Raw genomic sequence first — 25,743 nt, 5'->3', positions numbered from 1 at the left:
ACGCACCGTGAGACCGGGACGGTGGCAGGGTTGACGCCGTGACGACACCCGGGGAACTCGAACGGACCTTGCGGGCGGAGCTGCGCGGGGAGGTGGACTTCGGTGCCGCGGCCCGGGCGCTGGTGACCATGGACGCCTCGAACTACCGGCGCGTGCCGGTCGGCGTGGTCAGCCCGCGCGACGCCGACGACGTGGCGGCCGCGCTGCGCGTGTGCGCCGGGGCCGGGGTCCCGGTCGTCCCGCGCGGTGGCGGGACCTCCATCGCCGGCCAGGCCACGGGGGTGGGCGTGGTGCTCGACCTCACCCGGCACATGAACGCCCTGGTCTCCGTGGACCCGGCCGCGCGCACCGCCGTCGTGCAGCCCGGGCTGGTCCTGGACCGGCTGCGGGAGGCGGTGCGCCCGTACGGCCTGACCTTCGGCCCGGACCCCTCCACGCACTCCCGCTGCACCCTCGGCGGCATGATCGGCAACAACGCGTGCGGGGCCCACTCGGTGGCCTGGGGGACCACCGCGGACAACGTGGCCGAGCTGGCGGTGACGGCGTACGGGGGCACGGTCCACCGGATCGGGACGGGCTGGCCGGGGGCGCCGCGGGGCCTGCGGGAGCTGGTCGAGGGGAACCTGGCGGTGCTGCGCACCGGGATGGCGGGCGGCTTCTCCCGGCGGATCTCCGGTTACGGGGGACTGGACGCGCTGCTGCCCGAGCGGGGTGTGCAGCTCGCGCGGGCGTTCTGCGGGAGCGAGGGCACGCTCGGGGTGGTCACCGAGGCGGTGGTGCGCCTGGTGGAACTGCCGCCCGCGCCGGTGCTGGTGGTCCTGGGGTACGGGGACGAGAGCGCGGCGGCGGACGCGGCCGCCGGGCTGCTGCCGTACCGGCCGCTCACGGTGGAGGGGATGGCGCAGGACCTGGTGCGCGGGGCCGTGGGACTGCCGAGGGGCGGGGCCTGGCTGTTTGTGGAGATGCGGGACGAGGGCGCGGCGCGGGAGCTCGTACGGGGCGCCGACGCGCTCGACGCGGTGCTGGTCACCGACCCGGCGGGGCAGCGGGCGCTGTGGCGGATCCGGGAGGACGCGGCGGGCACGGCGACGCGGATGCCGGGAGGGGACATGGCCTGGCCCGGGTGGGAGGACTGCGCGGTGCCGCCGGCCCGGCTGGGGGCGTACCTGCGGGAGTTCCGCGCCCTGCTGGCGGCGCACGGGCTGCGCGGATCCCCGTACGGGCACTTCGGCGAGGGCTGCGTGCACGTACGGATCGACTTCGACCTGGTGTCGGCGGAAGGCGTCGCCCGCTTCCGGGCCTTCTCGTCCGACATGGCGGATCTGGTGGTGGCGCACGGGGGCTCGCTGTCCGGGGAGCACGGGGACGGGCAGGCGCGGGCGGAGCTGCTGCCGAGGATGTACGGGGACGAGGTGGTGCGGCTGTTCGGCGCGTACAAGGACGTGTGGGACCCGGCGGGCGGGATGAACCCGGGGATGCTGGTCCGGCCGGCGCGCCTCGACGAGAACCTCCGCTTCGCGGTCCTGCCGCAGACGTCCTTCGCGGGGGACGTGGCCCGGTGCGTGGGCGTCGCGAAGTGCCGTTCGGCGGACGCCGGCGGGCCGGGGGTGATGTGCCCGTCGTACCGGGCCACGGGAGAGGAGCGGCACTCCACGCGGGGCCGGGCCCGGCTGCTGCACGAGATGCTGGCGGGGGAGGTCGTACGGGACGGCTGGCGCTCGGCGGAGGTCGCCGAGGCGCTGGACCTGTGCCTGGGCTGCAAGGGGTGCCTCAGCGACTGCCCGGTGGGCGTGGACATGGCCTCTTACAAGGCGGAGTTCCTGCACCACCACTGGGCGGGCCGCGTCCGCCCGCTCGCGCACTATGCCCTGGGAGGCCTGCCGGACTGGCTCCGCCTGATCGCCCGCCTGCGCGGGGCGCGGGTGGCGAACGTGCTGGCGCGGTTGGTCCGCGTCCCGGGCCTGGCCAGGGAACGGGCCTTGCCGGAACTGGCACGCGAGCCGTTCACGCGCGTCCTTCCGGCCTCGCTCCGGCACCCTCCAGCCTCGCCTGGGGGTCCCCCCGGACGGAGTCTGGGGGAGATTGAGGCGCGGGGGTCTGGGGGCGGAGCCTCCAGTTTCGGGAAGGGGCGGGGTGGGGAAGGCCGCCCGCAGGGCCCCACCCCGCCGCCCACCGTCACCCTTTGGCCGGACACGTTCACGGAGTACCTGACCCCGGAAGTCGGCCACGCGGCCGTCCGGGTCCTGGAGGCCGCAGGCCTCACCGTCACCGTCCCCACGGGCCAGGTGTGCTGCGCACTGACCTACGTCTCCACCGGCCGCCTCGACCGCGCCCGCAAGGTCCTCCACCGCACCCTGGACGCCATCGGCGAGGTCCACGGCCCCGTCGTGGTCCTGGAACCCAGCTGCGCCGCGGCCCTGCGCACCGACCTGCCCGCCCTGCTCCCCGGCGACCCCCGGGCCCGGCAGCTGGCGGCAGCCGTCCGCACCTTCGCCGAGACCCTGGAGGAGCACGCGCCGCACTGGCAGCCGCCCCGCCTCGACCGGCCGGTGACCGGGCAGACCCATTGCCATCAGCACGCGGTGCTCGGCGACGCCGCCGACCGGCGGCTGCGGGAGCGGGCCGGGCTCACCGGCGAGCTCAGCGGCGGCTGCTGCGGCCTGGCCGGGAACTTCGGCTTCGAGCCGGGCCACCACGAGGTGTCGGTGGCGTGCGCGCAGGAGCAGCTGCTCCCGTCGCTGCGCGCGGCTCCGCGGGACGCCGTGGTCCAGGCCGACGGGTTCTCCTGCCGCACCCAGATCGCCCAGCTGGGCGGAGTCCGGGCCCGCCACCTGGCAGAACTCCTGGCCGAGGGACTGGACGGCGGGTGAGACGGGACAACGGCGCGTATGACGGTGTGTAAGGCGAGAGACGTGGCAACACTCCTTACGACCCACTAATCTGGACAGATGCCCGCACCCTCCTCGCCCCCGACGGCCACCAGCGCCACCACCGCACCCCCCGCCGCCGCGGTCCCCGCCGGGGTCCCCGCCGGGGGATCCCGCTTCGGGCCGCTCGCGCTGGTGATCTCGGCCGGTATCTCGGTGCAGTTCGGTGCCGCCCTCGCGGTCATGATCATGCCGCGGGTGGGGGCGGCGGGCGTGGTCACGCTGCGCCTCGCGGCCGCCGCGATCGTGCTGCTGCTCCTGTGCCGCCCCAAGGTGCGCGGCTACGTCCGTGCCGACTGGGGCACGGTGGTCGCCTTCGGCGTGACCATGGCGGGCATGAACGGCCTCTTCTACCAGGCCATCGACCGCATCCCGCTCGGCCCGGCCGTCACCCTGGAGGTGCTCGGCCCGCTGGCCCTCTCCGTGATCGTCTCCCGGCGTCTGGTGAACCTGCTCTGGGCGGGTCTCGCCCTGGCCGGTGTCGTGCTGCTGTCCAGCCACGGCGGGGGCGGCTTCGGCGGTCTCGACCTGGTGGGCGCGGCGTACGCGATCGGCGCCGGAGTGATGTGGGCGGCGTACATCGTGTTCAGCGCGCGTACGGGCCGCCGCTTCCCGCAGGCGGACGGCCTGGCCCTGGCGATGGCGGTGGCCGCGGTCCTGTCGCTGCCGCTGGGCATCGTCGAAGCCGGCTCCGAGCTGCTGGAGCCGAGCACCCTCGCGCTGGGCCTGGGCGTGGCGGTCCTGTCCTCCGTGCTGCCCTACACCCTGGAACTGCTGGCCCTGCGGCGGCTCCCGGCCCCGACCTTCGCGATCCTGATGAGCCTGGAACCGGCCATCGCGGCCGCCGCCGGGTTCCTCGTCCTGAACCAGGCCATGTCCGCCATGGACGCCCTGGCCATCGCGCTGGTGATCGCGGCCAGCATCGGAGCGGTCCGCTCCCAGACCCGGAAGCAGGCCGCCTGATGGACGCCGTCACCTACCTGGCCGCCGTCCCGGAAGCCCGCCGCGAGGCCCTCACCCGCCTGCGGGAGCTGTGCCTGGCGGAACTGCCGGGCTTCGAGGAGGTCATCGCGTACGGGATGCCGGCGTACGTCCGGCCGGGCGAGCCGGTCGGGGAGATCGCCTGGGCGAACCAGAAGCAGTACATCTCCTTCTACCTGCTGCGCACGGACGTCCGCGACGCCTTCGCGGACCGCCTGGCGGCCCACGACATGGGCAAGGCCTGCCTCCGCTTCCGCAACCCGGCCAAGGTCGACTTCGACCTCCTCCGCGACCTCCTCCGCGCAACGGCCTCGGCGGCCCCGGGAAAGGTCTGCTGACCGGCTACGTGGCCCCAGGCGGGACCGGTGTGGCCTGGTGGTAGTACATCTGCCAGGTCGAGCCCGCGCTCTGCTTGCGCCAGAGCGAACTGCGTCGTGCGCGGCGTCCGGCGATGGTGGTCTCGTAGGTCAGATGCACCAGCCCGGGCGCCAGCAGGACACCGGCCATCTCCGAAGGCTCATAGCGCGGGCCGTCTTCCGCTGCCCCGTCGAGCTCGGGCAGTGCGGCGAGCATTTCCTCGTACGTCCAGCGCCGGCCCGAGGCGCCGACCTCCACGAAGTCCGGGTCGAGGAGCTCCCGGGCCAGCGACCGGGACATGCGCACGCTGGGGTCCATCAGGCGCAACTCGCCCGCGATCGCTTCGCCCACCTCGTCTGTTTCCATGCCCATGCAGGCATCCTCGCCCACGGCGAGCGGCTGTCATCCGGCCGGTACGACGTTACCGACGGCAGTGGCGAACTCCCGGCCGGACGCGGTTCGGATGTAGGCCAGCTCCATCCAGTGCCGGTGGACGGAGTCCGAGACGTCCTCGTGGATCACGGCCATCAGCTCCCCTTCGACGCCGGACGCGACATCGCGCACGCGCCGGCGCAGCAGCCGATGAGGCAGGTACTCGTACCGCTCAGTCATCGGACGGCTCCTGGATGGTGCAGATGAAGCGCTCCCAGCCGACGAGCGCGCGTTCCAGGAGCTCCTGGCTGGGCTCGGGCCAGGGGGTGTCCGGGAGGTCGATGCCGTGCACGCCGTGGGCGCAGCTGTGGATGATTCGGTTGCACATGGGCACTCCCTGAGAGCACGTAACGTGCCGTGGATCACTGCTCGTTGTGAAGAGGTAACCGCGCGCAACCTCTCCGCGGGTACCGTTGGGGGGTCGGAGAAGCATGCAAGCCATGCACCTGTCGGGAGTTGCTCATGGCGCAACGCTCACGCACACCCAACGCCGGTCTGGCGACGCTCCTTGAGCAGGCCGGATGGTCCAGAAGCCAGTTCGCGTCGATCGTCAATCGCGTCGGCGCGGAGGCGGGGCTCGCCCTCAAGTACGGTCAGCCCGCCGTATCCCAGTGGATCGCCGGTCACCAGCCTCGGCCGCAGGTCAGAGCCCTGATCATCGAGGCGTTCGAGCGGAAGCTGGCACGGCCGGTCACCTACGCCGAAGCGGGGCTCACGCCGCCGGGCGGTGACGATGAGGCGGACGCTGTCCGGGACCTCGTAGACCTCGGGAGGGCCGACATGGATCCATCCAGGCGGCGTGTGATCGCCGCAGGTGTGTTCTCCGCTGCGCTTGCCATTCCCCTGTTCCCGGGCCTGGCCCGGGCCGACGGGCCCGAGCCCGTGAGGCCCGGGAAGGCGACAACGCGGGTGGGTCAGGCGCAGGTTGCCACGGTGCACGCGATGACGGACCGGATCGCGGACATCCTCGACGAGCTCGGGGCCGGGCACGCCCGGCCCATGGCGGCGGCCTTTCTCGTGAACACGGTGGGGCCCTGGCTGAAGGCCGAGGCGGCTGCCCCGGTACGACGCAGCATGCTGGCTGCGGCCTCCGACCTCGTGTATCTCACGGGGTGGATGGCGATGTACGAGCGGCAGCACCGGCTGGGTCAGGACTACTACCTGTCCGCGCTGAAGCTGGCCGGGGAGGCGGAGGAGCACGTCACCTACTGCCGGACCTTGCGAGGTATGTCTCTCCAAGCGTCCAACCTCGGCTACGGCCGGCGCGCGCTGGAGCTCGCCGACTCCGCGGCGGAGGCGGCTCCGGTGGCCGGGCCGCGGCTCGTGGCCTTCCTGCGGGGGCAGCAGGCGCACGGCGCGGCGATGGTGGGGGACAAGAGGCAGGCCTTCACCCGGCTCCGGGAAGCGGAGGATGCGCTCGCGCGCGCCGACGACCGCCGGGAGTCGATCGGTGGGTACGACCGGACCGCCTATCTGTTCCATGTCGCTCACGTGCAGAACGAGACCAAGGACGTGCCCGGTTCGGTGCGGACCCTGCGGGAGTCGATCCGGGTCCAGCCCGCGAACGAGCGGCAGGGCCGGCTGCACGCGTACGGGCTTCTCGCCCAGCGTCAACTGTCCATCGGGTACGTGGAGGCCGCGTGCGATTCGTGGGGCCGGTTCCTGGACGAGTACGAGGTGCTCTCGTCTGCGCGGGGTGATGAGCACTTCGAGGTCATGAACCTACGGCTCCGCTCCTATGGCACGGTCCGGGCCGTACGAGCCCTGCAGGACCGGGCCCACCACGTCGGTGTCCTCAAGGGCTGAGGTCAAGACGCGCGTCGCCGTCCGGGGCGTAGCGGGTCGTCATCGACGCCAGGGTGGTCTGGATGCGGGTGCGCAGGGCCGGTGGGGAGAGGACTTCGGCTTCCGTCCCCAGCGCCAGGAACTGGGATTCCGCCTGGGTGTGGGACTCGATCGGGAGGGTTGCGCGGGTCCAGCCGGGGATCTCCGGGTCCGGGTGGCCGGTGGCGGTCAGGGCGCGGGACTGGGCTCCCGTCAGCCGGGCCGCGGCGTGCGCGGAGAGGCGTACCTCCGCCTCCTCCGGGTACAGCCGGGCGTGGAAGTCCGCCTGGGTCTGGCGCCAGTGCGTCGCCAGGTCGAAGCCCTGGGGGAGTTCCGCGGTCTGCGTCGTATCCGTCACCGGTTAACCGGAGGATGCGCCGGCCTTCAGTCTGGGGAGGGATCCGGCTCCCCGTGTAGCGGGGTAGGGGTAGGGGTAGCTGAGCGTCTCCGAGCGGATCGGCGTCCGTCGCGGGCGTGTTGGGGGCAGTCTGTGGCGGCGGGTTGAGGGTTTCTGAGGTTGGGGGGTCGGCGGCCTGTGCGGGGGTGGTCGGTCGCTCGTTCGGGTGGCGTGTCGGCGTTCTGGTGAGTGGAATGGGCTTCGGTTCTACGTTGGCGTCATGACGGCATTGGCGGAGGCGGGGGAGGCCGGGCGCGCCCGGTACACCTACCGGCTGCGTCTGTCGTCTACGGCCCGTTCGGCTCTGCTGTTGGAGTGGGACCGGTGCCGGTGGGTGTGGAACCAGTGCGTTGCCACGTCGCGGGCGGCGCACAAGGCCAAGGAGAAGTGCGGGCCTGCCGGTCTCGACAGGATGCTGACCGGATGGCGTGGTCAGAATGAGTGGCTGCGCGCGGGTGGGAGTGTGCCGCAGCAGCAGGTCATCCGGGACTTCGCGACGTCCCGTGGCAAGGCGTTGAAGGACGTCGAGGCGCGGTTGCCGGTGCGGCGGCGGGCGGGGATGCCCCGGTTCAAGAAGAAGGCTGTCGCTGATCCGACGCTGAACTACACCCGGCGTGGGTTCCGGCTGAAACACGGCCGCCTGCACCTGGCTGGGGGCATCGTCCTGTCGGTGGTGTGGTCGCGGGAGTTGCCAGCCGATCCGTCGAGCGTGCGTGTCTACCGGGACAGTCTTGGGCACTGGCACGCTTCCTTCGTCGTCCAGGGTCCATCGCAGCCGCTCCCCGGGACGGGTGCGGTGATCGGTGTCGACTGGGGTGTGAGGGAGACCGCGACCACCACCAGCGACGAACACGACCTCCCGCACCCCGGGCACGGGAGGAAGGCGGCTGGGGAGCTGGCGGGGTACCAGCGGATGATGGCCCGGCGGAAGCCGAAGCGTGGGCGGGCTGCTTCGCAGGGCTATCGGAAGGCGAAGCGGCAGGCCGCGAAGGCTCACAAGAAGATCGCCCGCCAGCGCCAGGACACCGCCCGCAGGTGGGCCAAGAAGGTCGTGACGGACTTCGACCGGCTCGCGGTGGAGGACTTCCGCCCCAAGTTTCTCGCCAAGTCGACGATGGCCCGCAAGGCGGCGGACGCGGCGATCTCCACCACCAAGCACGAACTGATCAACATGGCGCGCAAGCACGGTCGTGACCTGCGGCTCGTGCATCCGGCGCACACCACCATGGACTGCGGACGGTGCGGAGCGAGAACCAAGCACGCACTCCCGCTGTCGGAACGAACGTACACGTGCACCGCGTGCGGAGCTGTCTCCCCGAGAGACAAGAACTCCGCGCGTGTGATGCTCGTCCGGGCTGGTTTCACCCCGGCTACCGCTGATCGTGGAAGACCTGGCGGACCGTCGGTCCGTCGGGCAGCGTGAGGTAGGAATCCCCCTCATTCATGAGGGGGAGGATTCAACGACAGGATCTGGTCTACCCGCCCGGAACGTCCCGGCGCCGTCCGGGCCCGCGACCCGGTACCAGCGGCCGCCCGCCTTCAGGGCCAGGCCGCAGGGGGCGAGGAGCCGTTTCACCCGGCCCCGCCACACGGCGTCGGCGATCTGCTCGAGGTACGGAGTCTTAACCGCTGGCGCGCCGACTTCCTCGACGCGGACAGCGAGTGGGAGGAGTTCCCGGCCGTGTCCCACGCCTCCCGCCACTTCGACGGCGGCGCCAGCTTCGACGAGATCGACTTCCCGACGAAGGGGTTCGGCGGTCTGACGCTGCGGCTCTTCGACCGTGAGCGCGAGGAGTGGTCGCTGTACTGGTCGAGCCGCCGCACCGGCGTCCTGTTCCCGCCCGTCGTCGGCCGGTTCGACGGCGACGGCGGGCGCGGGGTCTTCCAGGGGAAGGACACGCACGACGGGAAGACGGTCCGCGTGCGGTTCGTGTGGTCGGGGACGGCGGCGGGGGAGTCGCCGCGCTGGGAGCAGTTCTTCTCGCTGGACGAGGGCACCAGCTGGATCCACAACTGGACGATGGACTTCACCCGTCGTCCCTGAGACCGTACGCCCGCCCCGCCGGCCACGGGGGACTGGCGGGGCGGGCGTACTCCTGGGCGTAGCCCTTGGTGGTGTCTAGAAGGGGAGGCCGAAGCACGCTCCGCAGACGTACGGGGTGCCGCAGACTTCGTGATAACCCGACCCGAAGTCATATCGCTGGCAGCAGTCCTCGCACACGTTGACCACGCCATAGCATTCGGCCTTGCTGTATCCCGCCGCGCTCGCGCATTGAGCCGGGTACGACTGCGGAACGATGCCGCCTTCTCCATCGGCCCACCGAACCTCGAGCCGAGGGTTGCGGAGAAGTGGCGATCTCCGGTCGAGCGTTGCTACTGCAGAGAATCCTGGATTCGTCATCTTTGCCTCCATCACTGCAGGTGAGGATCGGACCTGCGTCATCGCTCGTAGAACGGCGAGAGTTTGGTGACCAGGAAGGGGAATTCCTCGGTCACGTCCACGCGGACGAAGTACTTCTCGGTCGTATCGGTGCGCCGATGCGTGTAGGAGAAGATGACGTCCACTATGTTCCGTGCGCCACTCAGGCGCGAGGGCCGGACCTCCACCCCACTGAGAGATGATTCCGCGGCGTGGGATTCGGCCGCCCTGGTGTAGATCGCGTGATAGCGAACCGCCAGGTAGTTGAGGGCCCGGTGCCCGTCGGTCGCCCCCGCGTTGTCCGCCACCTGACCGATCCTGTCGAAGAGCTCGGCAGCGGTGGCGTGGAACTTCTCCTCCGGTTGATCCTGCGGTCGTGGGATCTCACGGATGAGGGCGTCGCGATCGAACGAGTACAGCTGGTCGAACGCCACGACGGGAACCATCAGCCCGTTGCACTTGTCCGGCGGGGCGTTGGGGCCGCGCATGCCCACGACCACGTCCACGTCATGTGTGCCGGGTTCAGGCCGCACGGCCTCCACCAGGAGATCGAAATCGGCGGGATCGCGAGGAGCCAGGAGGTAGGTCTCCAGCCCTTCGACCGTGAACACCCAGCAGATCTGGCGGGCGAGGTACCTGCCGCCCCGGTCTTGCAGGACGGACCGAAGCGCCTGCCGGTCGGTCTGACCCGCGGTCTCGATCCGGCCCGTCGCCTGCGCGAATTCCTTCTCCGCCGCAAGGCCCGGAAACCGTGGCTCCACCTGGCCGACCGCGTAGACGTACGAAGGCGGCGCCGGCGGGCCGGCGGCCGACCCGGCCGAAGGACATCGGTTCGCGGGCGGCTCCGCGGGAGATGGTGCGGGCTGGTCAGGGGTGCTCACGTGCTCTGGTGCCTGTGCCATGACGAACCTCCTCGTACCGTTGCTTCACGAATCGGCCGGACCTTGGGGGGAGAAGACCATCCAGTCGTTGAGCCGCCTGGCGCGCTCGGTGCAACCACCGCACGGTTTGATCCCCACGGCTGACGTCGCCCTTCGGACGACGTCCCCGAGGCCGATCTCTTCGTCGTTGATGAATCCGGGAAGGCGCACCTTGTGCGGGTTCCTGCGTCCTTCTTCGGAAGGCGTTTCCACGTGCTCGCTCATTGCGTGTCCCTCGCTGACTGTGTGACCGACAACGTCTGATGTGCCCTCCAGGCGTCGAGCAGGGGTGGGACGACGCTGGTGCGCCGAGGCCCATGGCCGCCCGTCACGGCTCTCTTGATCTCCGAGACGCTCGCCTTCGGGAACCGTGACCACAGCAACGCGATGGCGCCGGTCACGAACGCGGCCGCGACGCTGGTGCCGTCCTGGGTCTGCAGCCCTCCGTTCGGGCTGAGGCTGGTCACGTTCTCGCCCGGTGCGCCCAGCCCTCGCTTGCCCATCGAGCTCCCGAGGTTCGACTGCGCCATGGGCTGCGCGTCCATGCCGTACCCCACGACGGGGATCACCCAGGGGTGGCGTGTGAGCGCGCTGCTGCCCAGCGTCCCCTGATTGCCCGCGGCCACGACCACAAGTGCGCCGTGCCCGGCCGCGTAGTTCAGGGCCATGTGCAGTTCCCGCTCCTGCCTGGTGGAGGGCTGTGACATCCCCGCACTCAGGTTCAGCACCTGCGCACCCGCATCGACGCATGCGCAGATCGCCTCGGCCAGCCGCGGAGCCGTCACGCTCGGAAGCCGCTGTCCGTCAGACGTCGTCTCGGCGAAGACGGGACGGGCGATCACGGTGCAACCGGGGCAGATGGCCGGAGCCGCTCCGCCACGGCGCGCCACGAGGATGCCGGCGATGAAGGTGCCGTGTCGGCATGCCGAACTCCCGGGCAGGAAGCAGGGGCCGCCACCGGGAAGCTGCCGGATGCTCTCGGCGGTCAGTGCGGGGTGATCCATGGCGACCGGTCCGTCGAGCAGCCCGATCGCGATCTCGCGCTCGCCGCTCGTGAGCTTCATCAGCGAGGTAAGTCCGACCAGATCCAAAGGGACCATCGGGGAGACCTCCCAACCGAGGGGCTACCTCACCCTCACCTCACCACCATGCCACGATCTATCCCTTTTGTCTCTTCCGCGCTTGTGGGCAGTGGAGTTGACGAAGGGGCAGGTCCCTGCCCGAACGAAGTCCTTCGCGGGAGGCGGGGTGTACCGCTGACTTAACGGCCGAACGGTCACGGCTCCGTCGGGTGCATCAGGCTGCGGATGGTGTGGTGAACCAGGAGGTGGCCCCATACCTCCTGTTCGACGCCGTCGGGCCAGCGGGAGCGCAGGACTTGCGGCCTGCCGGGCGCCAGGGTGCCGAGGGATGCGAGAGAAGCGTGCAGGCGCCATCTGCGGCGATGGAGCGCGATCAGCTCCGGGGCGGGGGCCTCCTGGTGGTCCAGGACGGTGGTCGCAAGAGGGGCGCCTGAGGTCGGAGCCGCGCCGATCACGCGGACGGCGCCGGGGAGGCCGGCCAGTTCGCACAGGCGGGAGCCGTCGGGGAGCAGGCCGGTGGTCTGCAGCGGGGCGCGGGGACGTGTCCGCCAGACCAGATCCGCACCCGTGGCCCGCGCGCCCGCCAGCGTGACCGGATCGTCGAATTCGTCATCGGCCAGCAGGAGGTCGCCGGTTCCGAGGGCGCCGCACAGTTCCCGGGCGAGCGTCCCGATGGAGTGGTCGGGTGGTCGTTCCAGGACTGCGTGGCGGATGGTGTGGCTGATGTGCCCGCCCAGGGCGAGCACATGAACGCGGGGAAGGTCCCCGCGGGGGGAGTGCGGGAGCCGCCTCTGGGCGGGTACGGCAGCAGGCCGCCCTCCGTAGCAGGAGCGGTTCTCCTCGCTCTCCGGGACCGGGACGGCCGCGGTGTCGGCGGTCACCACCCGCCAGTGGCGGTACCGGTCTCCGGGTGCAGGACGCGAGCCGGACGGGCGGGTCACCTCGGCGAACAGACCGGCCAGCGGCTCCGGTCCCAAGCGGGCCCGCGCGCGTGAGATGGCGGCGGTCGTCGGCAGCCGGCGCGCCGCGTGGTCCACTCCGGCCCAGAGCAGCCCGTCGGTGAGGAGCTCGGCGACGCGTGCGTAACTCTCCTGCGTGAAGAGGCATATCGCCAGGACGAAATAGACGGTGGTCCGCGACGGCAGCAGTCTTTGGCGGTGTTCCGTGCGCCCGCACGAGGCGACCACGGCGTCCACCAATTCCGGCGGGAACGTGCGAATGATCAGTCCTACGGAGATGCGATCGGTGAGTGCGTCATCCGCTGCTTTTCGGGACTGCCCTGCCCGTGGCACCTGGTCGCCTCCCTCGAACTGTCCAACCGTCAACAGCTTTCTTAAGTCAGCGGTAGTCGATCGTTCCATGTTGCCGGGCAACCGGATAGGTCGAAGCATGAAGTTGTGCTCATCGAGAGCCTTTGTCTCCGACCGACGCGAGGAGATGCTGTCCGGTTGCACGGGAGAATCGATTCCGCATTTCTCTCGGGACGAGCAAACGATTCTTCCTTCGGGTCCGTGACAAACAATCCGCACGACGAAGAAAGGGGCAGTGATGACAGATCGGGCACTACTCGTCGGAATCGACGAATACCCGGATCCGGCGAATCGCCTGAACAGCTGTATCGCCGACACAGCGGCCTTCAAGGACCTGCTGGGAAAGCTCGGATTCGCCGATTCGGAGATCCGCGTCCTGCACGACGCCGACGCCACCCTGGACCGAACCAGGGAGGGGCTGGACTGGCTCTGCCAAGGCGCGCAGCCGGGCGATCGCCGGGTCTTCTTCCAGTCGTCCCACGGATACCGCTATCTCAAGGGTGACGTGATGACGGAAGTCCTCTGCTGCTACGACGAGTTCCTGGAGGACACGGAGCTGGTCCGACGTACAGCGGGGTTGCCGCGCGGAGTGCTCACCGTGATCCTCGACGCCTGCCACTCCGGGGGCATGGAGAAGACCTTCTTCCTCGACAAGGCCACCCGCCTCGTACGGACCAAGGTGTTCACGGCGCCGCCGGAAAAGGCCCTCTCGAAGGCGAACACGCTGACGGCCTGTCGTGCGGTGAAGCCGTTCGGCCGGCCGGCGCTGCGCGACGAGTCGTCCCTGCTCTTCAACTTCGCGAACTCGCCGGGCAAGGCGTTCGTACCCAAGGGGGTCGTGCCCGGTACCGGTGAACTGAACGGCATCCTGATCACGGCATGCCGCGCGGACCAGACCGCCGCCGCGGGCAGCGCGCCGACCGACTGGCTCTCGGCGTTCACCTACGCCCTCCTGCGCGAAGTGGACGGGGCCATCCCGGTCGCGGACCTGGTATCCCGGGCCGCGGACCGGCTGGCATCGCTCAACATGAGCCAGACCCCGTGCATCTTTGCCCCGTCCGGCCGCGAGGAGCAGCTCGCCCGGACGCTCATCTCCATGGCCGAGGTGAGCAAGGAGCTGATCAGGAAGGTCGAAGACCTCCTCAAGTCCGCATCCTTCGCGATGGACACAGCAGCGAAGTCCCCCTCCGCTTCCTTCGGATCCGAAGGAAGCGCAACGAAAGGAACATCCGAGATGACCACCACCCTCAAGGTCGACAAGGCCGTCGACACCTTCCTCGACGAACTGAAGAAGGCGAGCACCAAGACCGCCGGCAAGGACTTCGTCTCCGGCGACGGCTGGTACTCCGACGTGCAGACGTGCAGTGCCCTCTTCGCCCCGGCCATCGCCGCGGCGGCGCCGCCTCCCGGACAGGGCAAGGCGCTCCGCCCGCCGCTGGAGAACCCGGAGAACCTCGCCGACCCGAAGTTCTGGGGCGCGATCTTCGACGCAGCCAGCGTTCTCATCCCTGCGGTGATCGACGAGCTCACCAAGAGTGCCGCTCCCACTGGTGGCGCCGCGAAGGGTGACGTCCACGCGCAGATCGCGCAGAAGATCCCGTCCGAGTTCCGCGGCAACGACAAGTTCTTCGGCCTCGTCGCGTCGCTGGTGTCCGTCGGGCTGCCGCTGGTCATCGACGCGTTCAGCAAGGACTTCAAGAAGGACTACCCGGCCTACGACGGCGGGAAGATCGACCTGCCGCTTCCTGCGGGCCTGTCCGAGGCGGAGCGCAAGAGCTGGCTCTCGGCCGCGCTCAACGTGGCCGCCGACTGCCTGCCGCCCCTCATCAGGGCCCTGTCCTGACCTGACCCGGAGGCCCCGCGTGGTGGCTGCGCCGCAGGTCGGCGCAGCCACCACAGTGAGGCCCCCCGGACGCCGTGGCCGCCACCGCGGCCACGCCGACAGAGGAGAGCCGATGTCCAGAACCGAGGATGAAGCGGTCTACCGCAAGGCGGCCGCGGATCTCGCCCGCATGCTCCAGCCGGACCTGTCGGACCTCCCTCCGGCACAGACCACTGTCGCCATGCTCAAGGCCTTCGGACGGAACGGGCCCAGGCAGGACTGGCTGGAGGAGTTCCGCCGCCTCGTTCACGACGAAAGCGCCGGCCGCGTGACGCTCGTGGGCGTCGACCGCGAGACGGTACCGCCGCCCGTCGTGAAGAGCCCCGCAGCCTCGTACCAGCGGCTGGTCGACAGCCAGGACGAGACGGAACAGCTGCTGGTCATGGGCCCGTTCGAGCCACCCTTCCAGTTCACGGGGACCACGCACAGCGGAGGCGACGCCGACGACGACTCCCCACCCCTGACGGACCCCTCCCGTGCGGGTCAGCCGAGCGGCAGGTCCAGGTACGAGGGCGTCGCCTCCGGTGAGGTGAACGCCAGCGTCGCGCGCGGCAGGTTGGCGTCGCCGTAGAAGGGGTCGCGGGCGTCGATCACCAGCATCAGCCGGTTGCCGCGCGGGACGTCGTACGCCGTGGCCTGGAGGTCGATGTCCGCGCTGATCAGGCTGTCGGGCGGCGAGTCGAGATCGGTGTACGGGGCGTGCGTGACGATGTGCGCCGTCCCGTCGGGCGCCATGTCGAGGAGGTACGCCACGAAGGCGGAGCCGGGGTTGGGCGCCCGGTAGGTGACCCGCAGTTTCGGCGTGCCCCGCAGCCGGGTGGTCTCCTCCACCGGGGCCGACGCCCACACGGCGGCGACGGAGCGGTCGATCTCGCCCGTCGGGTAGACCTTCGGCCGGCCGGCCATCTCCGCGTAGCCGGACAGGACGACCGCGTCGGCGACGGTCGCCGGGGTGTCCACCCCGCACAGCACGGTCGCCGTCCAGCCGGCCTCCGGCGCCTCGGCCAGTTCCCCGCTGCCCGCCAGGTGCAGCCGGTGGATGTGCTCGGTGAGGGAGGGCCAGGTCGGGCGGGGTTCGAGGGTCTGGTTCCACATGACCTCGCTGAGTACCTGGCCCTCGTCGCCGATGCCGTTCTCGATCTCCTTGAGGTGGTGGTCGAACCAGCGGTGGGCTTCCGTCCAGATCCGGTTCGGCAGCCCGAACATGCCCGAGGACTCGGGGCCGGAGTGGTCGCCGATGGACAGGACCATGCGCTTGGGGCCGGTCAGTTCGTTGAACATCTTCAGCGTCTGGTTGGCCGGGAAGAGCGTCTCGTGCCAGGCGTGCGCGTAGAGGACCGGCACCTGGCGGCGGTTGAGCTCCTTGATGTGCGTGAAGGGCGAGCGCGTCTCCGCCCACGCCAGGGTGCCCTGGACGTCGCGGTTGGCGAGGACGTTGTCGAAGACGCTCTGCGTCTGCGGGCTCAGCCTCGCCTTCTCGGCCGCCTTGAGCAGGGCCCGTACGGCTTCGACGTGGCGGGTGGAGTTCTCGTAGAACGCCTCCCCGAGGTCACCCCAGCTGCTGAGCGCGACCACGGCGTCGACGCGGGTGTCGTGCGCGGCGACCAGCTGGCTGATGCCCGAGCCGTACGAGTCCCCGAGGAAGCCGATCCTCGTCACCGGGCCGGCGGTGCGCTCGATGAGGTGGTCCAGGGCCCGGCTGCCGTCGACGACGTCGAGCGGGCCCGCCACCTCCACCTGGCCCTCGGAGCCCGGGAAGCCGCGGGTGGTGTAGGCGAGGACGTTGTAGCCGCGGGCCGCGAAGATGCCTGCCTGGACGGCGTACACGAGCCAGCCCAGGCTGGTCCACGGCGAGGGCATCACGATCAGGGGGCGCGGCAGGCCGCCGGTGTGGCGCCAGAGAGCGGCGTCGAGCAGGTCCCCGTCGGCGCCGGTCACCTTGCCGCGGGTGAAGACGACGACGGCCCGGACCTCGGCGACCTCGGCGGCGCGGGCGGGGGAGAGGCCGGTGACGTCACCGCTCTCGAGGGCGGTGACGTAGGCGTTCAGGGCGTTCGCGTCGAGTTCGGGGTAGAGGGAGAAGGGGGTCTGGGGACCCTGGGGAGGCTGCGGGGTTCGGGCGGCTGGAGTCACGTCAGTTCATCCTCTTCGTCGTCGTCTGCGTCGAGTGACATGAACGTGCTGCGCGCTCGCCCGGGCCCGGAGCGGAACGTCCAGTATCGACGGGACATCCGGTGACGTATCGCGAGTTTCCGGCTTACGGCCTGAATCGCCCCCTCCCGTCCGGTGACCGCGCCGCCGCGGGACCGGTGCCCGTCAGGGGAGGTCCGCAACTTCCCGTCGTATGAGGGCGGTTGGCGTGGGTGGCGGGAACGCGCCACCCTGCGAACAAATCATGCAAGCGTGCTTGATTGTTTTCGTGACGGCTGCCAGTCTTCCCCTCACGCCGAGAGGGGAGCACGCCGTGCCCGATCCGTCCGCCGTCGATGCCACCGGAGCCGTCTTCGCTGACCTGCGCGAGGAGGGGCGGGAACTCGACGCCCTGGTCGGGGAGTTGTCCGGCCCCGACTGGGCCCGGTCCACCCCCGCGCCCGGCTGGAGCATCGCCCACCAGATCGCCCACCTGCACTGGACCGACCGGGCCGCGCTGCTCTCCCTCACCGACGCCGCCGGCTTCGGCCTCATGGTCGAGGAGGCCCTCAAGGCCCCCGACTCCTTCGTCGACGAGGGGGCGGAGGAAGGCGCGGCGCTGCCGCCCGCCGAGCTGCTCGCCCGCTGGCGGTCCGGGCGCACTGGCCTCGACGCGGCCCTCGCCGCGGCCTCGCCCGACACCCGCTTCCCCTGGTACGGGCCCCCGATGAAGGCTGCCTCGATGGCGAGCGCACGGCTGATGGAGACCTGGGCGCACGGCCAGGACGTCGCCGACGCGCTCGGCGTACGCCGCACCCCGACCGCACGGCTGCGGCACGTGGCCCGGATCGGAGTACGGGCCCGCGACTACGCCTACGCCGTACGCGGACTGCCCGCGCCCGCCGAGGAGTTCCGGGTGGAGCTGACGGCCCCCGACGGCGCCGGGGTGTGGACGTACGGGCCCCCGGACGCCCCGCAGCGGGTCACGGGCCCGGCGCTCGACTTCTGCCTCCTGGTGACCCAGCGGGCCCACCGCGCCGACCTGTCCCTGGCCGCGACCGGCCCCGACGCGGACCGCTGGCTCGACATCGCGCAGGCCTTCGCGGGCCCGGCGGGCCCCGGCCGCGCGCCGGAGGGCTCCCGATGACGCGCCGCCCCCTGCTGATCGGCAATGCCTCGGGTTTCTACGGGGACCGCTTCGACGCCCTGCGCGAGATGCTGACCGGCGGCCCGCTGGACGTGGTGACCGGGGACTACCTGGCCGAGCTGACCATGCTCATCCTCGGCCGCGACCGCCTGAAGAACCCGGACCTCGGCTACGCGAAGACCTTCCTGCGCCAGCTGGAGGAGGGGCTCGGGCTCGCGCACGAGCGGGGCGTACGGATCGTCGCGAACGCGGGCGGCCTGAACCCGGCCGGACTGGCAGACGCCGTACGGGCGCTGGCGGCCAAGGCGGGTGTTCCCGTCACCGTCGCGCACGTCGAGGGCGACGACCTGATGCCGTACTCCGAGGGTGCGCTGACCGCCAACGCCTACCTCGGGGGCGCCGGGATCACCGCCTGCCTGCGGGCGGGCGCGGACGTGGTCGTGACCGGCCGGGTCACGGACGCGGCGCTGGTCAGCGGACCGGCGGCTTGGTGGTTCGACTGGGCGCCGGACGACCACGACAGGCTGGCGGGGGCGGTGGTCGCGGGCCACGTCCTGGAATGCGGCACCCAGGCCACAGGCGGGAACTACTCCTTCTTCACCGCGCACGACGTCCGCCGCGCCGGCTTCCCCCTCGCGGAGATCTCCGAGGACGGCTCCTCGGTGATCACCAAGCACCCGGGGACGGGCGGAGTGGTCTCGGCCGGCACCGTCACCGCCCAACTCCTCTACGAAACCCAGGGCGTCCGCTACCTCGGCCCGGACGTGACCGCCCGCCTGGACACGGTCCGGCTGTCCGGGGACGGCCCCGACCGCGTCCGCGTCTCGGGCGTGCTCGGCGAACCGCCGCCGTCCTCCCTCAAGGTGGGCGTCACCCGCATCGGCGGCTGGCGCAACGAGGTGGTCTTCGTCCTGACCGGCCTGGACATCGAGGCGAAGGCGCGGCTGGTCCGCTCCCAGCTGTCCGATGCCCTGGAGGGCGTGGCCAACGTCGACTGGACCCTTGCCCGCACCGACCACGAGGACGCCCCGACGGAGGAGACGGCAAGTGCCCTGCTGCGCCTGGTGGTCCGCGACCCGTCCCCGGACCGGGTGGGCCGCGAGCTGACCTCGGCGGCGATCGAACTCGCCCTGGCCAGCTACCCGGGCTTCCACGTCACGACCCCACCGGGCCAGGCCCAGCCGTACGGGGTCTTCACCTCGGCCCTGATCCCGGCGGACGAGGTCCCCCACACCGCGGTCCTCCCGGACGGCACCCGCCTGCCGATGCCCGCTGCGCCGCACGATCCAGCCCCTCCTGGGGGTCCCCCCGGACGGAGTCTGGGGGAGCTTGAGGAGCGGGGTCTGGGGCGGAGCCCCAGTTTCGGGAAGGGGCGGGTAGGGGAGAGCCCCGCAGGGCCCACCACCCGCGCCCCCTTGGGGGCGGTGGCCGGGGCCCGCAGCGGAGACAAGGGCGGCGACGCCAACATCGGCGTGTGGGTCGAGTCCGACGCCGCATGGGACTGGCTGCACCGCACCCTCACGGTGGAGACCCTCCAGGACCTGCTCCCCGAGACCGCCGGCCTCCCCGTCACCCGTCACGCGCTCCCGAACCTCCGGGCCCTGAACTTCACCCTCACCGGCATCCTCGGCGACGGCGTCGCCTCAGGCCACCGCTTCGACCCCCAGGCCAAGGCCCTCGGCGAATGGCTCCGCGCCCGCCACCTCGACATCCCGAACCACCTACTGTCCGCCCCGGAGGGGACCGGCTCATGACCCGCCTCGGCACCACCGTCGACCCCCACGCCCCCGAGCACGCGCAGGCCCGTACCGCCGCCCTGGAACGCCTGGCCGCGCTCGACGCCGAGCACGCCAAGGCGCTCGCCGGCGGCGGCGAGAAGTACACCGCCCGCCACCGGGCCCGCGGCAAGCTCCTGGCCCGCGAGCGCATTGAGCTGCTCCTCGACCCGGACACCCCGTTCCTGGAGCTGTCCCCGCTCGCCGCCTGGGGCAGCGACTACCCCGTCGGCGCCTCCATGGTCACCGGCATCGGCACGGTCGAGGGCGTCCAGTGCCTGGTCACCGCCAACGACCCCACCGTTCGCGGCGGCGCCAGCAACCCCTGGACCCTGAAGAAGGCCCTCCGGGCCAACGAGATCGCCCGGCAGAACCGGCTCCCCTGCATCAGCCTCGTGGAGTCCGGCGGCGCCGACCTGCCCTCCCAGAAGGAGATCTTCATCCCGGGCGGCGCGATCTTCCGCGACCTCACCCGGCTCTCCGCCGAGGGCATCCCGACCATCGCCGTCGTCTTCGGCAACTCCACCGCCGGAGGCGCGTACGTCCCCGGCATGTCCGATCACACCATCATGATCAAGGACCGCTCCAAGGTGTTCCTCGGCGGTCCGCCGCTGGTCAAGATGGCCACCGGCGAGGAGAGCGACGACGAGTCCCTCGGCGGAGCGGACATGCACGCCCGCACCTCCGGCCTCGCCGACTACTTCGCCCTCGACGAGCACGACGCGATCCGCCAGGCCCGCCGCGTCGTCGCCCGCCTGAACCACCGCACGGCGCACGCGGAGCCCCCGAAGGCCGAGGAGCCGGCGTACGACCCCGAAGAACTCCTCGGGATCGTCCCGGCGGACCTGAAGACCCCCTTCGACCCCCGCGAGGTCATCGCCCGCATCGTCGACGGCTCCGACTTCGACGAGTTCAAGCCGCTCTACGGCACCAGCCTCGTCACCGGCTGGGCCACCCTGCACGGCTACCCGGTCGGCATCCTCGCCAACGCCCAGGGCGTGCTGTTCAGCGCCGAGTCGCAGAAGGCCGCCCAGTTCATCCAGCTCGCCAACCAGCGCGACATCCCGCTGCTCTTCCTCCACAACACCACGGGCTACATGGTCGGCAAGGAGTACGAGCAGGGCGGCATCATCAAGCACGGCTCGATGATGATCAACGCGGTCTCCAACTCCCGCGTCCCGCACCTCTCCGTCCTGATCGGCGCCTCCTACGGCGCCGGCCACTACGGCATGTGCGGCCGCGCCTTCGAGCCCCGGTTCCTCTTCGCCTGGCCCAGCGCCAAATCCGCCGTCATGGGCCCCCAGCAGCTCGCCGGGGTGCTCTCGATCGTGGCCCGGCAGTCCGCCGCCGCCAAGGGACAGCCGTACGACGAAGAGGCCGACGCCGGCATGCGCGCCTTCGTGGAGGCACAGATCGAGTCCGAGTCCCTGCCGGCCTTCCTGTCCGGGCGGCTGTACGACGACGGGATCATCGACCCCCGCGACACCCGAACCGTCCTCGGCCTGTGCCTGTCCGCCGTCCACAACGCCCCCGTCGAGGGCGCCCGCGGCGGCTTCGGCGTCTTCCGGATGTGAGCCCGCACATGACCATCAACTCCCTCCTCGTGGCCAACCGCGGCGAGATCGCCGTCCGCGTCTTCCGCACCGCCCGCGCCCTGGGCCTGGCCACCGTCGCCGTCCACTCCGACCCCGACGAGAACGCCCTGCACGTACGTGACGCCGACGCGGCCGTACGGCTGCCCGGCGCGGCGCCCGCCGACACCTACCTGCGCGGCGACCTGATCATCAAGGCCGCCCTCGCCGCCGGCGCCGATGCCGTCCACCCCGGCTACGGCTTCCTCTCCGAGAACGCCGGCTTCGCCCGCGAGGTCCGGGCCGCCGGGCTGACCTGGATCGGCCCGCCCCCCGAGGCCATCGAGGCCATGGCCTCCAAGACCCGGGCCAAGGAGCTGATGCGCGCCGCCGGGGTGCCGCTCCTCGAACCCGTCGACCCGGCTGCCGCCACCGCCGCGGACCTGCCCCTGCTCCTCAAGGCGGCCGCCGGGGGCGGTGGCCGCGGGATGCGCGTGGTCCGCGAACTCGACGCGCTCAAGGAGGAGCTGGAGGCCGCCTCCGCCGAGGCCCGCTCGGCCTTCGGCGACGGCGAGGTCTTCGCCGAGCCCTACGTCGAGCGCGGCCGCCACGTCGAGGTGCAGATCCTCGCCGACTCCCACGGCACCGTCTGGGCGCTGGGCACCCGCGACTGCTCCCTCCAGCGGCGCCACCAGAAGGTCATCGAGGAGGCCCCGGCCCCCGGCCTGCCGGAAAGCCTGCGCGAAAGCCTCCACGAGGCCGCGGTCGCCGCCGCCCGCGCCGTCTCCTACCAGGGCGCCGGCACCGTCGAGTTCCTCGTCACCGCCGACGGACGCCCGTACTTCCTGGAGATGAACACCCGCCTCCAGGTCGAACACCCCGTCACCGAAGCGGTCTTCGGCCTCGACCTCGTCGCCCTCCAGCTGCGCGTCGCCGAGGGCACGGCCCTGCCCCTGACGCCCCCGGCGCCCGTCGGCCACGCCGTCGAGGCCCGCCTCTACGCCGAGGACCCCGCCCAGGACTGGCGCCCGCAGACCGGAGTCCTGCACACCCTCGCCGTGCCCGGGGAGGTCCGCGTCGACACCGGCTTCACCGACGGGGACACGGTCGGCATCCACTACGACCCCATGCTCGCCAAGGTCGCCGCCCACGCCCCGACCCGCGCCGAGGCCGTACGCGTCCTCGCCCACGCCCTGGCCGGAGCCCGCATCCACGGACTCACCACCAACCGCGAGCTCCTCGTACGGTCCCTGCGCCACCCGGAGTTCGCCGCCGGACAGCTCGACACCGGCTTCTACGAGCGCCACCTCCCCGCCCTCACCGAGGACGCCCCGGACGCCACCCTGGCCGCCCTGGCCGCGGCCCTCGCCGAAGCGGCCCCGGCCCCGGACGCCCCCCTGGCCGCGCGCCTGGGCGGCTGGCGCAACGTCCGCTCGCAGCCCCAGACCCGCCGCTACACCGCGGCCGGCAGCGAGGCCACCGAATACACGGTGAGCTACCACCCGGTGGACCTGCCCGGAGTCCGGGTCCTGGCCGCCGAACCCGCCCTCGTCACCCTCGAAGTCGAGGGAATCCGACGGCTGTTCCACGTGAAACAAAATTCGAACAAGCCGGAGATCTACGTCGATTCGGCGCTCGGCGCCCACACCCTCGTCCCCGTCCCCCGGTTCGCGGACCCCCAGGACCGCACCGAACCGGGCTCCCTGCTCGCCCCCATGCCCGGCACCGTCGTCCGCGTCGCCGAGGGCCTCGCCCCCGGCAGCGCCGTCACCGCCGGGCAGCCCCTGCTCTGGCTGGAGGCGATGAAGATGGAACACCGCATCCTCGCGCCCGCCTCCGGCACGCTCACCGCGCTCCACGCCGCCACCGGCCAACAGGTCGAGTTCGGCGCCCTGCTCGCCGTAGTCCAGGAGGAAACGCCGTCATGAGCTCCGCCACCATCGAAACCCAAGAGCACAAGGCCCTGCGCACGGCGGTCGCCGCCCTCGGCCAGAAGTACGGCCGTGAGTACCTCGCCCGCGTCGCCCGCGAGGGCGGTCACCCCGACGAACTGTGGGCCGACGCCGCCAAGCTCGGCTACCTCGGCGTCAACCTGCCCGAGGAGTACGGCGGCGGAGGCGGCGGCATCGCCGAACTGTCCATCGTCCTCGAGGAGCTCGGCGCCGCGGGCTGTCCCCTCCTGATGATGGTCGTCTCACCCGCCATCTGCGGCACGGTCATCTCCCGCTTCGGCACCGAGGCCCAGAAGCGGGCCTGGCTCCCCGCCCTCGCCGACGGCAGCCGCACCATGGCCTTCGGCATCACCGAACCCGATGCCGGATCCAACTCCCACCGCATCACCACCACCGCCCGGCGCGACGGCGACGAGTGGGTGCTGAACGGCCGCAAGGTCTTCATCTCCGGCGTGGACATCGCCGACGCCACCCTCATCGTCGGCCGCACCGAGATCGTGTCTGATCAAGGCGTGAAGAGCGGCCGCCTCAAGCCCTGCCTGTTCATCGTCCCGCGCGAGGCCCCCGGCTTCTCCCGCTCGGTCATCGACATGGAACTGCAGGCCGCGGAGAAGCAGTTCGAGCTGACCCTGGACGAGGTCCGGCTGCCTGCCGAGGCGCTGGTCGGCGACGAGGACGCGGGCCTGCTCCAGCTCTTCGCCGGCCTCAACCCCGAACGCATCATGACCGCCGCCTTCGCCATCGGCATGGGCCGCTACGCGCTCGCCAAGGCCGTCGACTACGCCAAGACCCGCCAAGTGTGGAAGGACCCCATCGGCGCCCACCAGGCCGTGGCCCACCCCCTCGCCGCGGCCCACATCGAGCTGGAACTTGCCCGCCTGATGATGCAGAAGGCCGCCCACCTCTACGACGCCGGCGACGACATGGGCGCCGGCGAGGCCGCGAACATGGCCAAGTACGCCGCCGCGGAGGCCTGCGTCCGGGCGGTGGACCAGTCCGTCCACACCCTCGGCGGCAACGGCCTCACCCGCGAATACGGCCTGGCCTCCCTCATCACCGCCTCCCGCGTGGCCCGCATCGCCCCGGTCAGCCGCGAGATGATCCTCAACTTCGTCTCCCACCAGACCCTGGGCCTGCCCAAGTCGTACTGACCGCCGGGGCCGGGGGTCCGCGGACCGGCCCCCGGCAGCGGCGGCGCGCGCAGTGCCCGCATACCCTCCCCCGGGAGGATCCCGCCCGACCGAACACCCGCTCCGGAGGAGACATGGCTCCACTCGTGCATGCCGCGCAAGCGACCGGCATCACCACCCTCACCCTGGACTCCCCGGCCAACCGCAACGCACTCTCCGCGGACCTCGTCGGGGAGCTGCGCGCCGCCCTCGCCGCGGCGGGAGCGGACCCGGCGGCCCGCGCCGTCCTCCTCACCCACACCGGCACCACCTTCTGCGCCGGGGCCGACCTCAAGTCCCCCTGCGACCCGGCCGACTTCCTGGCCCTGCTCCGCGAGATCGCCCAACTGCCCAAGCCCGTCCTCGCCCGCGTCACCGGCCACGTCCGCGCGGGCGGCCTCGGCCTGCTCGGCGCCTGCGACATCACCGCCGCCGGGCCGAAGTCCTCGTACGCCTTCACCGAGACCCACCTGGGCCTGGCCCCCGCCGTGATCTCCATGCCGCTGCTCCCGCGCCTCGAACCGCGCGCGGCCGCCCGCTACTTCCTCACCGCCGAGCCCTTCGGCGCCGCCGAAGCCGCCCGCATCGGCCTGCTGACCCTGCACGCGGAAGAAGACGTGGACAAGGCCCTCGAGCCCGTCCTCGCCGGCCTGCGCAAGGCCTCCCCGCAGGGCCTGGCCGCCACCAAGGCACTGACCGCCGCCGCCGTACGCGAGGCCCTGGACCGCGACGGCGCCCGCCTGACCGAGCTGTCCGCCGCGCTCTTCGCCTCGGACGAGGCCCGCGAGGGCATCACCGCCCGCTTCGAGCGCCGGGACCCGTCATGGTCGCTGTGACCGGCGCGCCCGGCCCCAAGCAGGCGCGCAGCCGCGTCACCCGCCGCCACCTCCTCGAGGCAGCCGTCTCCTGCCTGGCCGAACACGGCTGGGCGGGCTCCACCGTCTCCGTCGTCGCCGAACGGGCCGGCGTCTCCAGGGGCGCGGCCCAGCACCACTTCCGCACGCGCGAGGACCTGTTCACCGCTGCCGTCGAGTACGTCGCCGAGGAGCGCTCCACAGCCCTGCGCGAGCTCTTCCACGCCGGGCCGGCCGCCCGCCCCGCCGTGGTCGAGGCGCTCGTGGACCTGTACACGGGCACCCTCTTCCGGGCCGCGCTCCAGCTGTGGGTCGCCGCCTCCAACGAGGAACAGCTGCGCCCCCGGGTCACCGAACTGGAGGCCCGCGTCGGCCGGGAGACCCACCGCATCGCCGTGGAACTGCTGGGAGCGGACGAGTCCGTCCCCGGCGTACGGGAGACCGTGCAGGGCCTGCTCGACATGGCCCGCGGGCTCGGCCTGGCCAACGTGCTCACCGACGACACGGCCCGCCGCGATCGCGTGGTCACCCAGTGGGCCCGCGTCCTGGACGCGGCCCTGGGCTGACGCGCGGGAACGCGAAGGGCGCCGCACCCCGCCACGGGGGTACGGCGC

At 71.7% G+C, this 25,743-nt stretch carries 24 protein-coding genes; 15 read left to right on the top strand and 9 right to left on the bottom strand.

The window, feature by feature from the left end:
• Window positions 1–38 precede the first annotated feature (38 nt).
• The 3 genes from OHA89_RS17115 to OHA89_RS17105 all read left to right on the top strand — a co-directional run bounded on the left by OHA89_RS17115 (window position 39) and on the right by OHA89_RS17105 (window position 4,246).
• Window positions 39–2,870 carry an FAD-binding and (Fe-S)-binding domain-containing protein gene (locus OHA89_RS17115; protein ID WP_406366557.1) on the top strand — a complete coding sequence of 944 codons (2,832 nt, stop codon included), beginning with the start codon at window positions 39–41 and terminating at the stop codon, window positions 2,868–2,870.
• Between the two features lie 78 nt (window positions 2,871–2,948).
• Window positions 2,949–3,890: a DMT family transporter gene (locus tag OHA89_RS17110; protein ID WP_266608464.1), complete on the top strand. Its 942-nt coding sequence runs from the start codon at window positions 2,949–2,951 to the stop codon at window positions 3,888–3,890.
• Window positions 3,890–4,246, top strand: coding sequence for a DUF1801 domain-containing protein (locus OHA89_RS17105; RefSeq protein WP_266608462.1), 357 nt, complete (start codon window positions 3,890–3,892; stop codon window positions 4,244–4,246). The genes OHA89_RS17110 and OHA89_RS17105 overlap by 1 nt, the downstream gene beginning before the upstream one ends.
• Window positions 4,247–4,250: 4 nt before the next feature.
• Here the strand turns inward: OHA89_RS17105 and OHA89_RS17100 are convergent, their stop codons facing one another.
• Genes OHA89_RS17100 through OHA89_RS17090 form a run of 3 tightly spaced genes read right to left on the bottom strand, consistent with a single transcriptional unit; the run spans window position 4,251 to window position 5,025 of the window.
• Entirely contained in the window at window positions 4,251–4,637 is a 387-nt protein-coding gene (locus OHA89_RS17100; RefSeq protein WP_266608460.1) for a nuclear transport factor 2 family protein, read from the bottom strand.
• 30 nt (window positions 4,638–4,667) lie between these two features.
• Window positions 4,668–4,877, bottom strand: coding sequence for a hypothetical protein (locus tag OHA89_RS17095; protein ID WP_266608458.1), 210 nt, complete (start codon window positions 4,875–4,877; stop codon window positions 4,668–4,670).
• Entirely contained in the window at window positions 4,870–5,025 is a 156-nt protein-coding gene (locus OHA89_RS17090; RefSeq protein WP_266608456.1) for a hypothetical protein, read from the bottom strand. The genes OHA89_RS17095 and OHA89_RS17090 overlap by 8 nt, the downstream gene beginning before the upstream one ends.
• Before the next feature lie 134 nt (window positions 5,026–5,159).
• Here OHA89_RS17090 and OHA89_RS17085 point away from each other — a divergent pair, with 134 nt between their 5' ends.
• Window positions 5,160–6,503 carry a hypothetical protein gene (locus OHA89_RS17085; RefSeq protein ID WP_406366556.1) on the top strand — a complete coding sequence of 448 codons (1,344 nt, stop codon included), beginning with the start codon at window positions 5,160–5,162 and terminating at the stop codon, window positions 6,501–6,503.
• Here OHA89_RS17085 and OHA89_RS17080 read toward each other — a convergent pair.
• Window positions 6,493–6,879, bottom strand: a complete 387-nt coding sequence (locus OHA89_RS17080; protein WP_266608452.1) for a YafY family protein — start codon at window positions 6,877–6,879, stop codon at window positions 6,493–6,495. The genes OHA89_RS17085 and OHA89_RS17080 overlap by 11 nt on opposite strands.
• Before the next feature lie 259 nt (window positions 6,880–7,138).
• Between OHA89_RS17080 and OHA89_RS17075 the strand changes: the two genes are divergently transcribed.
• The gene (locus OHA89_RS17075) at window positions 7,139–8,341 is read left to right on the top strand and encodes an RNA-guided endonuclease InsQ/TnpB family protein (protein ID WP_406366553.1); all 1,203 of its coding nucleotides are present in this window, start codon (window positions 7,139–7,141) and stop codon (window positions 8,339–8,341) included.
• Between the two features lie 258 nt (window positions 8,342–8,599).
• Window positions 8,600–8,962, top strand: a complete 363-nt coding sequence (locus tag OHA89_RS17070; protein WP_406366552.1) for a hypothetical protein — start codon at window positions 8,600–8,602, stop codon at window positions 8,960–8,962.
• A gap of 395 nt (window positions 8,963–9,357) precedes the next feature.
• Here the strand turns inward: OHA89_RS17070 and OHA89_RS17065 are convergent, their stop codons facing one another.
• The 4 genes from OHA89_RS17065 to OHA89_RS17050 form a co-directional block, all read right to left on the bottom strand.
• Window positions 9,358–10,239 carry a hypothetical protein gene (locus OHA89_RS17065; RefSeq protein WP_266608450.1) on the bottom strand — a complete coding sequence of 294 codons (882 nt, stop codon included), beginning with the start codon at window positions 10,237–10,239 and terminating at the stop codon, window positions 9,358–9,360.
• Window positions 10,240–10,263: 24 nt separating this feature from the next.
• A complete protein-coding gene (locus OHA89_RS17060; protein ID WP_406366550.1) occupies window positions 10,264–10,482 on the bottom strand; it encodes a hypothetical protein in 219 nt (72 codons plus the stop codon).
• A complete protein-coding gene (locus OHA89_RS17055) occupies window positions 10,479–11,348 on the bottom strand; it encodes a S8 family serine peptidase (RefSeq protein WP_257554983.1) in 870 nt (289 codons plus the stop codon). The genes OHA89_RS17060 and OHA89_RS17055 overlap by 4 nt, the downstream gene beginning before the upstream one ends.
• A gap of 185 nt (window positions 11,349–11,533) precedes the next feature.
• On the bottom strand, window positions 11,534–12,700 hold the full coding sequence (locus tag OHA89_RS17050) for a transposase domain-containing protein (protein ID WP_266612287.1): 1,167 nt from the start codon (window positions 12,698–12,700) through the stop codon (window positions 11,534–11,536).
• A 187-nt stretch (window positions 12,701–12,887) separates the two neighbouring features.
• Here OHA89_RS17050 and OHA89_RS17045 point away from each other — a divergent pair, with 187 nt between their 5' ends.
• Window positions 12,888–14,492 (top strand): caspase family protein, encoded by a 1,605-nt coding sequence (locus OHA89_RS17045; RefSeq protein WP_266608445.1) that lies wholly within the window; start codon window positions 12,888–12,890, stop codon window positions 14,490–14,492.
• A 112-nt stretch (window positions 14,493–14,604) separates the two neighbouring features.
• On the top strand, window positions 14,605–15,102 hold the full coding sequence (locus tag OHA89_RS17040; RefSeq protein ID WP_266608443.1) for a hypothetical protein: 498 nt from the start codon (window positions 14,605–14,607) through the stop codon (window positions 15,100–15,102).
• Here OHA89_RS17040 and OHA89_RS17035 read toward each other — a convergent pair.
• A complete protein-coding gene (locus OHA89_RS17035) occupies window positions 15,015–16,664 on the bottom strand; it encodes a CocE/NonD family hydrolase (RefSeq protein ID WP_406366547.1) in 1,650 nt (549 codons plus the stop codon). The genes OHA89_RS17040 and OHA89_RS17035 overlap by 88 nt on opposite strands.
• Window positions 16,665–16,995: 331 nt before the next feature.
• Between OHA89_RS17035 and OHA89_RS17030 the strand changes: the two genes are divergently transcribed.
• The 7 genes from OHA89_RS17030 to OHA89_RS17000 all read left to right on the top strand — a co-directional run bounded on the left by OHA89_RS17030 (window position 16,996) and on the right by OHA89_RS17000 (window position 25,695).
• The gene (locus OHA89_RS17030; RefSeq protein WP_406366545.1) at window positions 16,996–17,808 is read left to right on the top strand and encodes a TIGR03084 family metal-binding protein; all 813 of its coding nucleotides are present in this window, start codon (window positions 16,996–16,998) and stop codon (window positions 17,806–17,808) included.
• Entirely contained in the window at window positions 17,805–19,562 is a 1,758-nt protein-coding gene (locus tag OHA89_RS17025; protein ID WP_406366543.1) for an acyclic terpene utilization AtuA family protein, read from the top strand. Before OHA89_RS17030 ends, OHA89_RS17025 begins: the two co-directional genes overlap by 4 nt.
• On the top strand, window positions 19,559–21,157 hold the full coding sequence (locus OHA89_RS17020; RefSeq protein ID WP_266608435.1) for an acyl-CoA carboxylase subunit beta: 1,599 nt from the start codon (window positions 19,559–19,561) through the stop codon (window positions 21,155–21,157). The genes OHA89_RS17025 and OHA89_RS17020 overlap by 4 nt, the downstream gene beginning before the upstream one ends.
• An 8-nt stretch (window positions 21,158–21,165) precedes the next feature.
• A complete protein-coding gene (locus OHA89_RS17015; protein ID WP_323185997.1) occupies window positions 21,166–23,082 on the top strand; it encodes a biotin carboxylase N-terminal domain-containing protein in 1,917 nt (638 codons plus the stop codon).
• Window positions 23,079–24,257: an acyl-CoA dehydrogenase family protein gene (locus OHA89_RS17010; RefSeq protein ID WP_266608431.1), complete on the top strand. Its 1,179-nt coding sequence runs from the start codon at window positions 23,079–23,081 to the stop codon at window positions 24,255–24,257. The genes OHA89_RS17015 and OHA89_RS17010 overlap by 4 nt, the downstream gene beginning before the upstream one ends.
• Window positions 24,258–24,370: 113 nt before the next feature.
• Window positions 24,371–25,111, top strand: coding sequence for an enoyl-CoA hydratase family protein (locus OHA89_RS17005; protein ID WP_266608429.1), 741 nt, complete (start codon window positions 24,371–24,373; stop codon window positions 25,109–25,111).
• Window positions 25,099–25,695: a TetR/AcrR family transcriptional regulator gene (locus OHA89_RS17000; RefSeq protein WP_266608427.1), complete on the top strand. Its 597-nt coding sequence runs from the start codon at window positions 25,099–25,101 to the stop codon at window positions 25,693–25,695. The genes OHA89_RS17005 and OHA89_RS17000 overlap by 13 nt, the downstream gene beginning before the upstream one ends.
• Window positions 25,696–25,743: the final 48 nt, after the last annotated feature.

Source organism: Streptomyces sp. NBC_01546 (assembly GCF_045208355.1).
In the GTDB taxonomy this organism is placed as follows: Bacteria; Actinomycetota; Actinomycetes; order Streptomycetales; family Streptomycetaceae; genus Streptomyces.
Note: the sequence above shows the minus strand (reverse complement) of the source record. Positions and strands in the feature narration are given on the sequence as shown.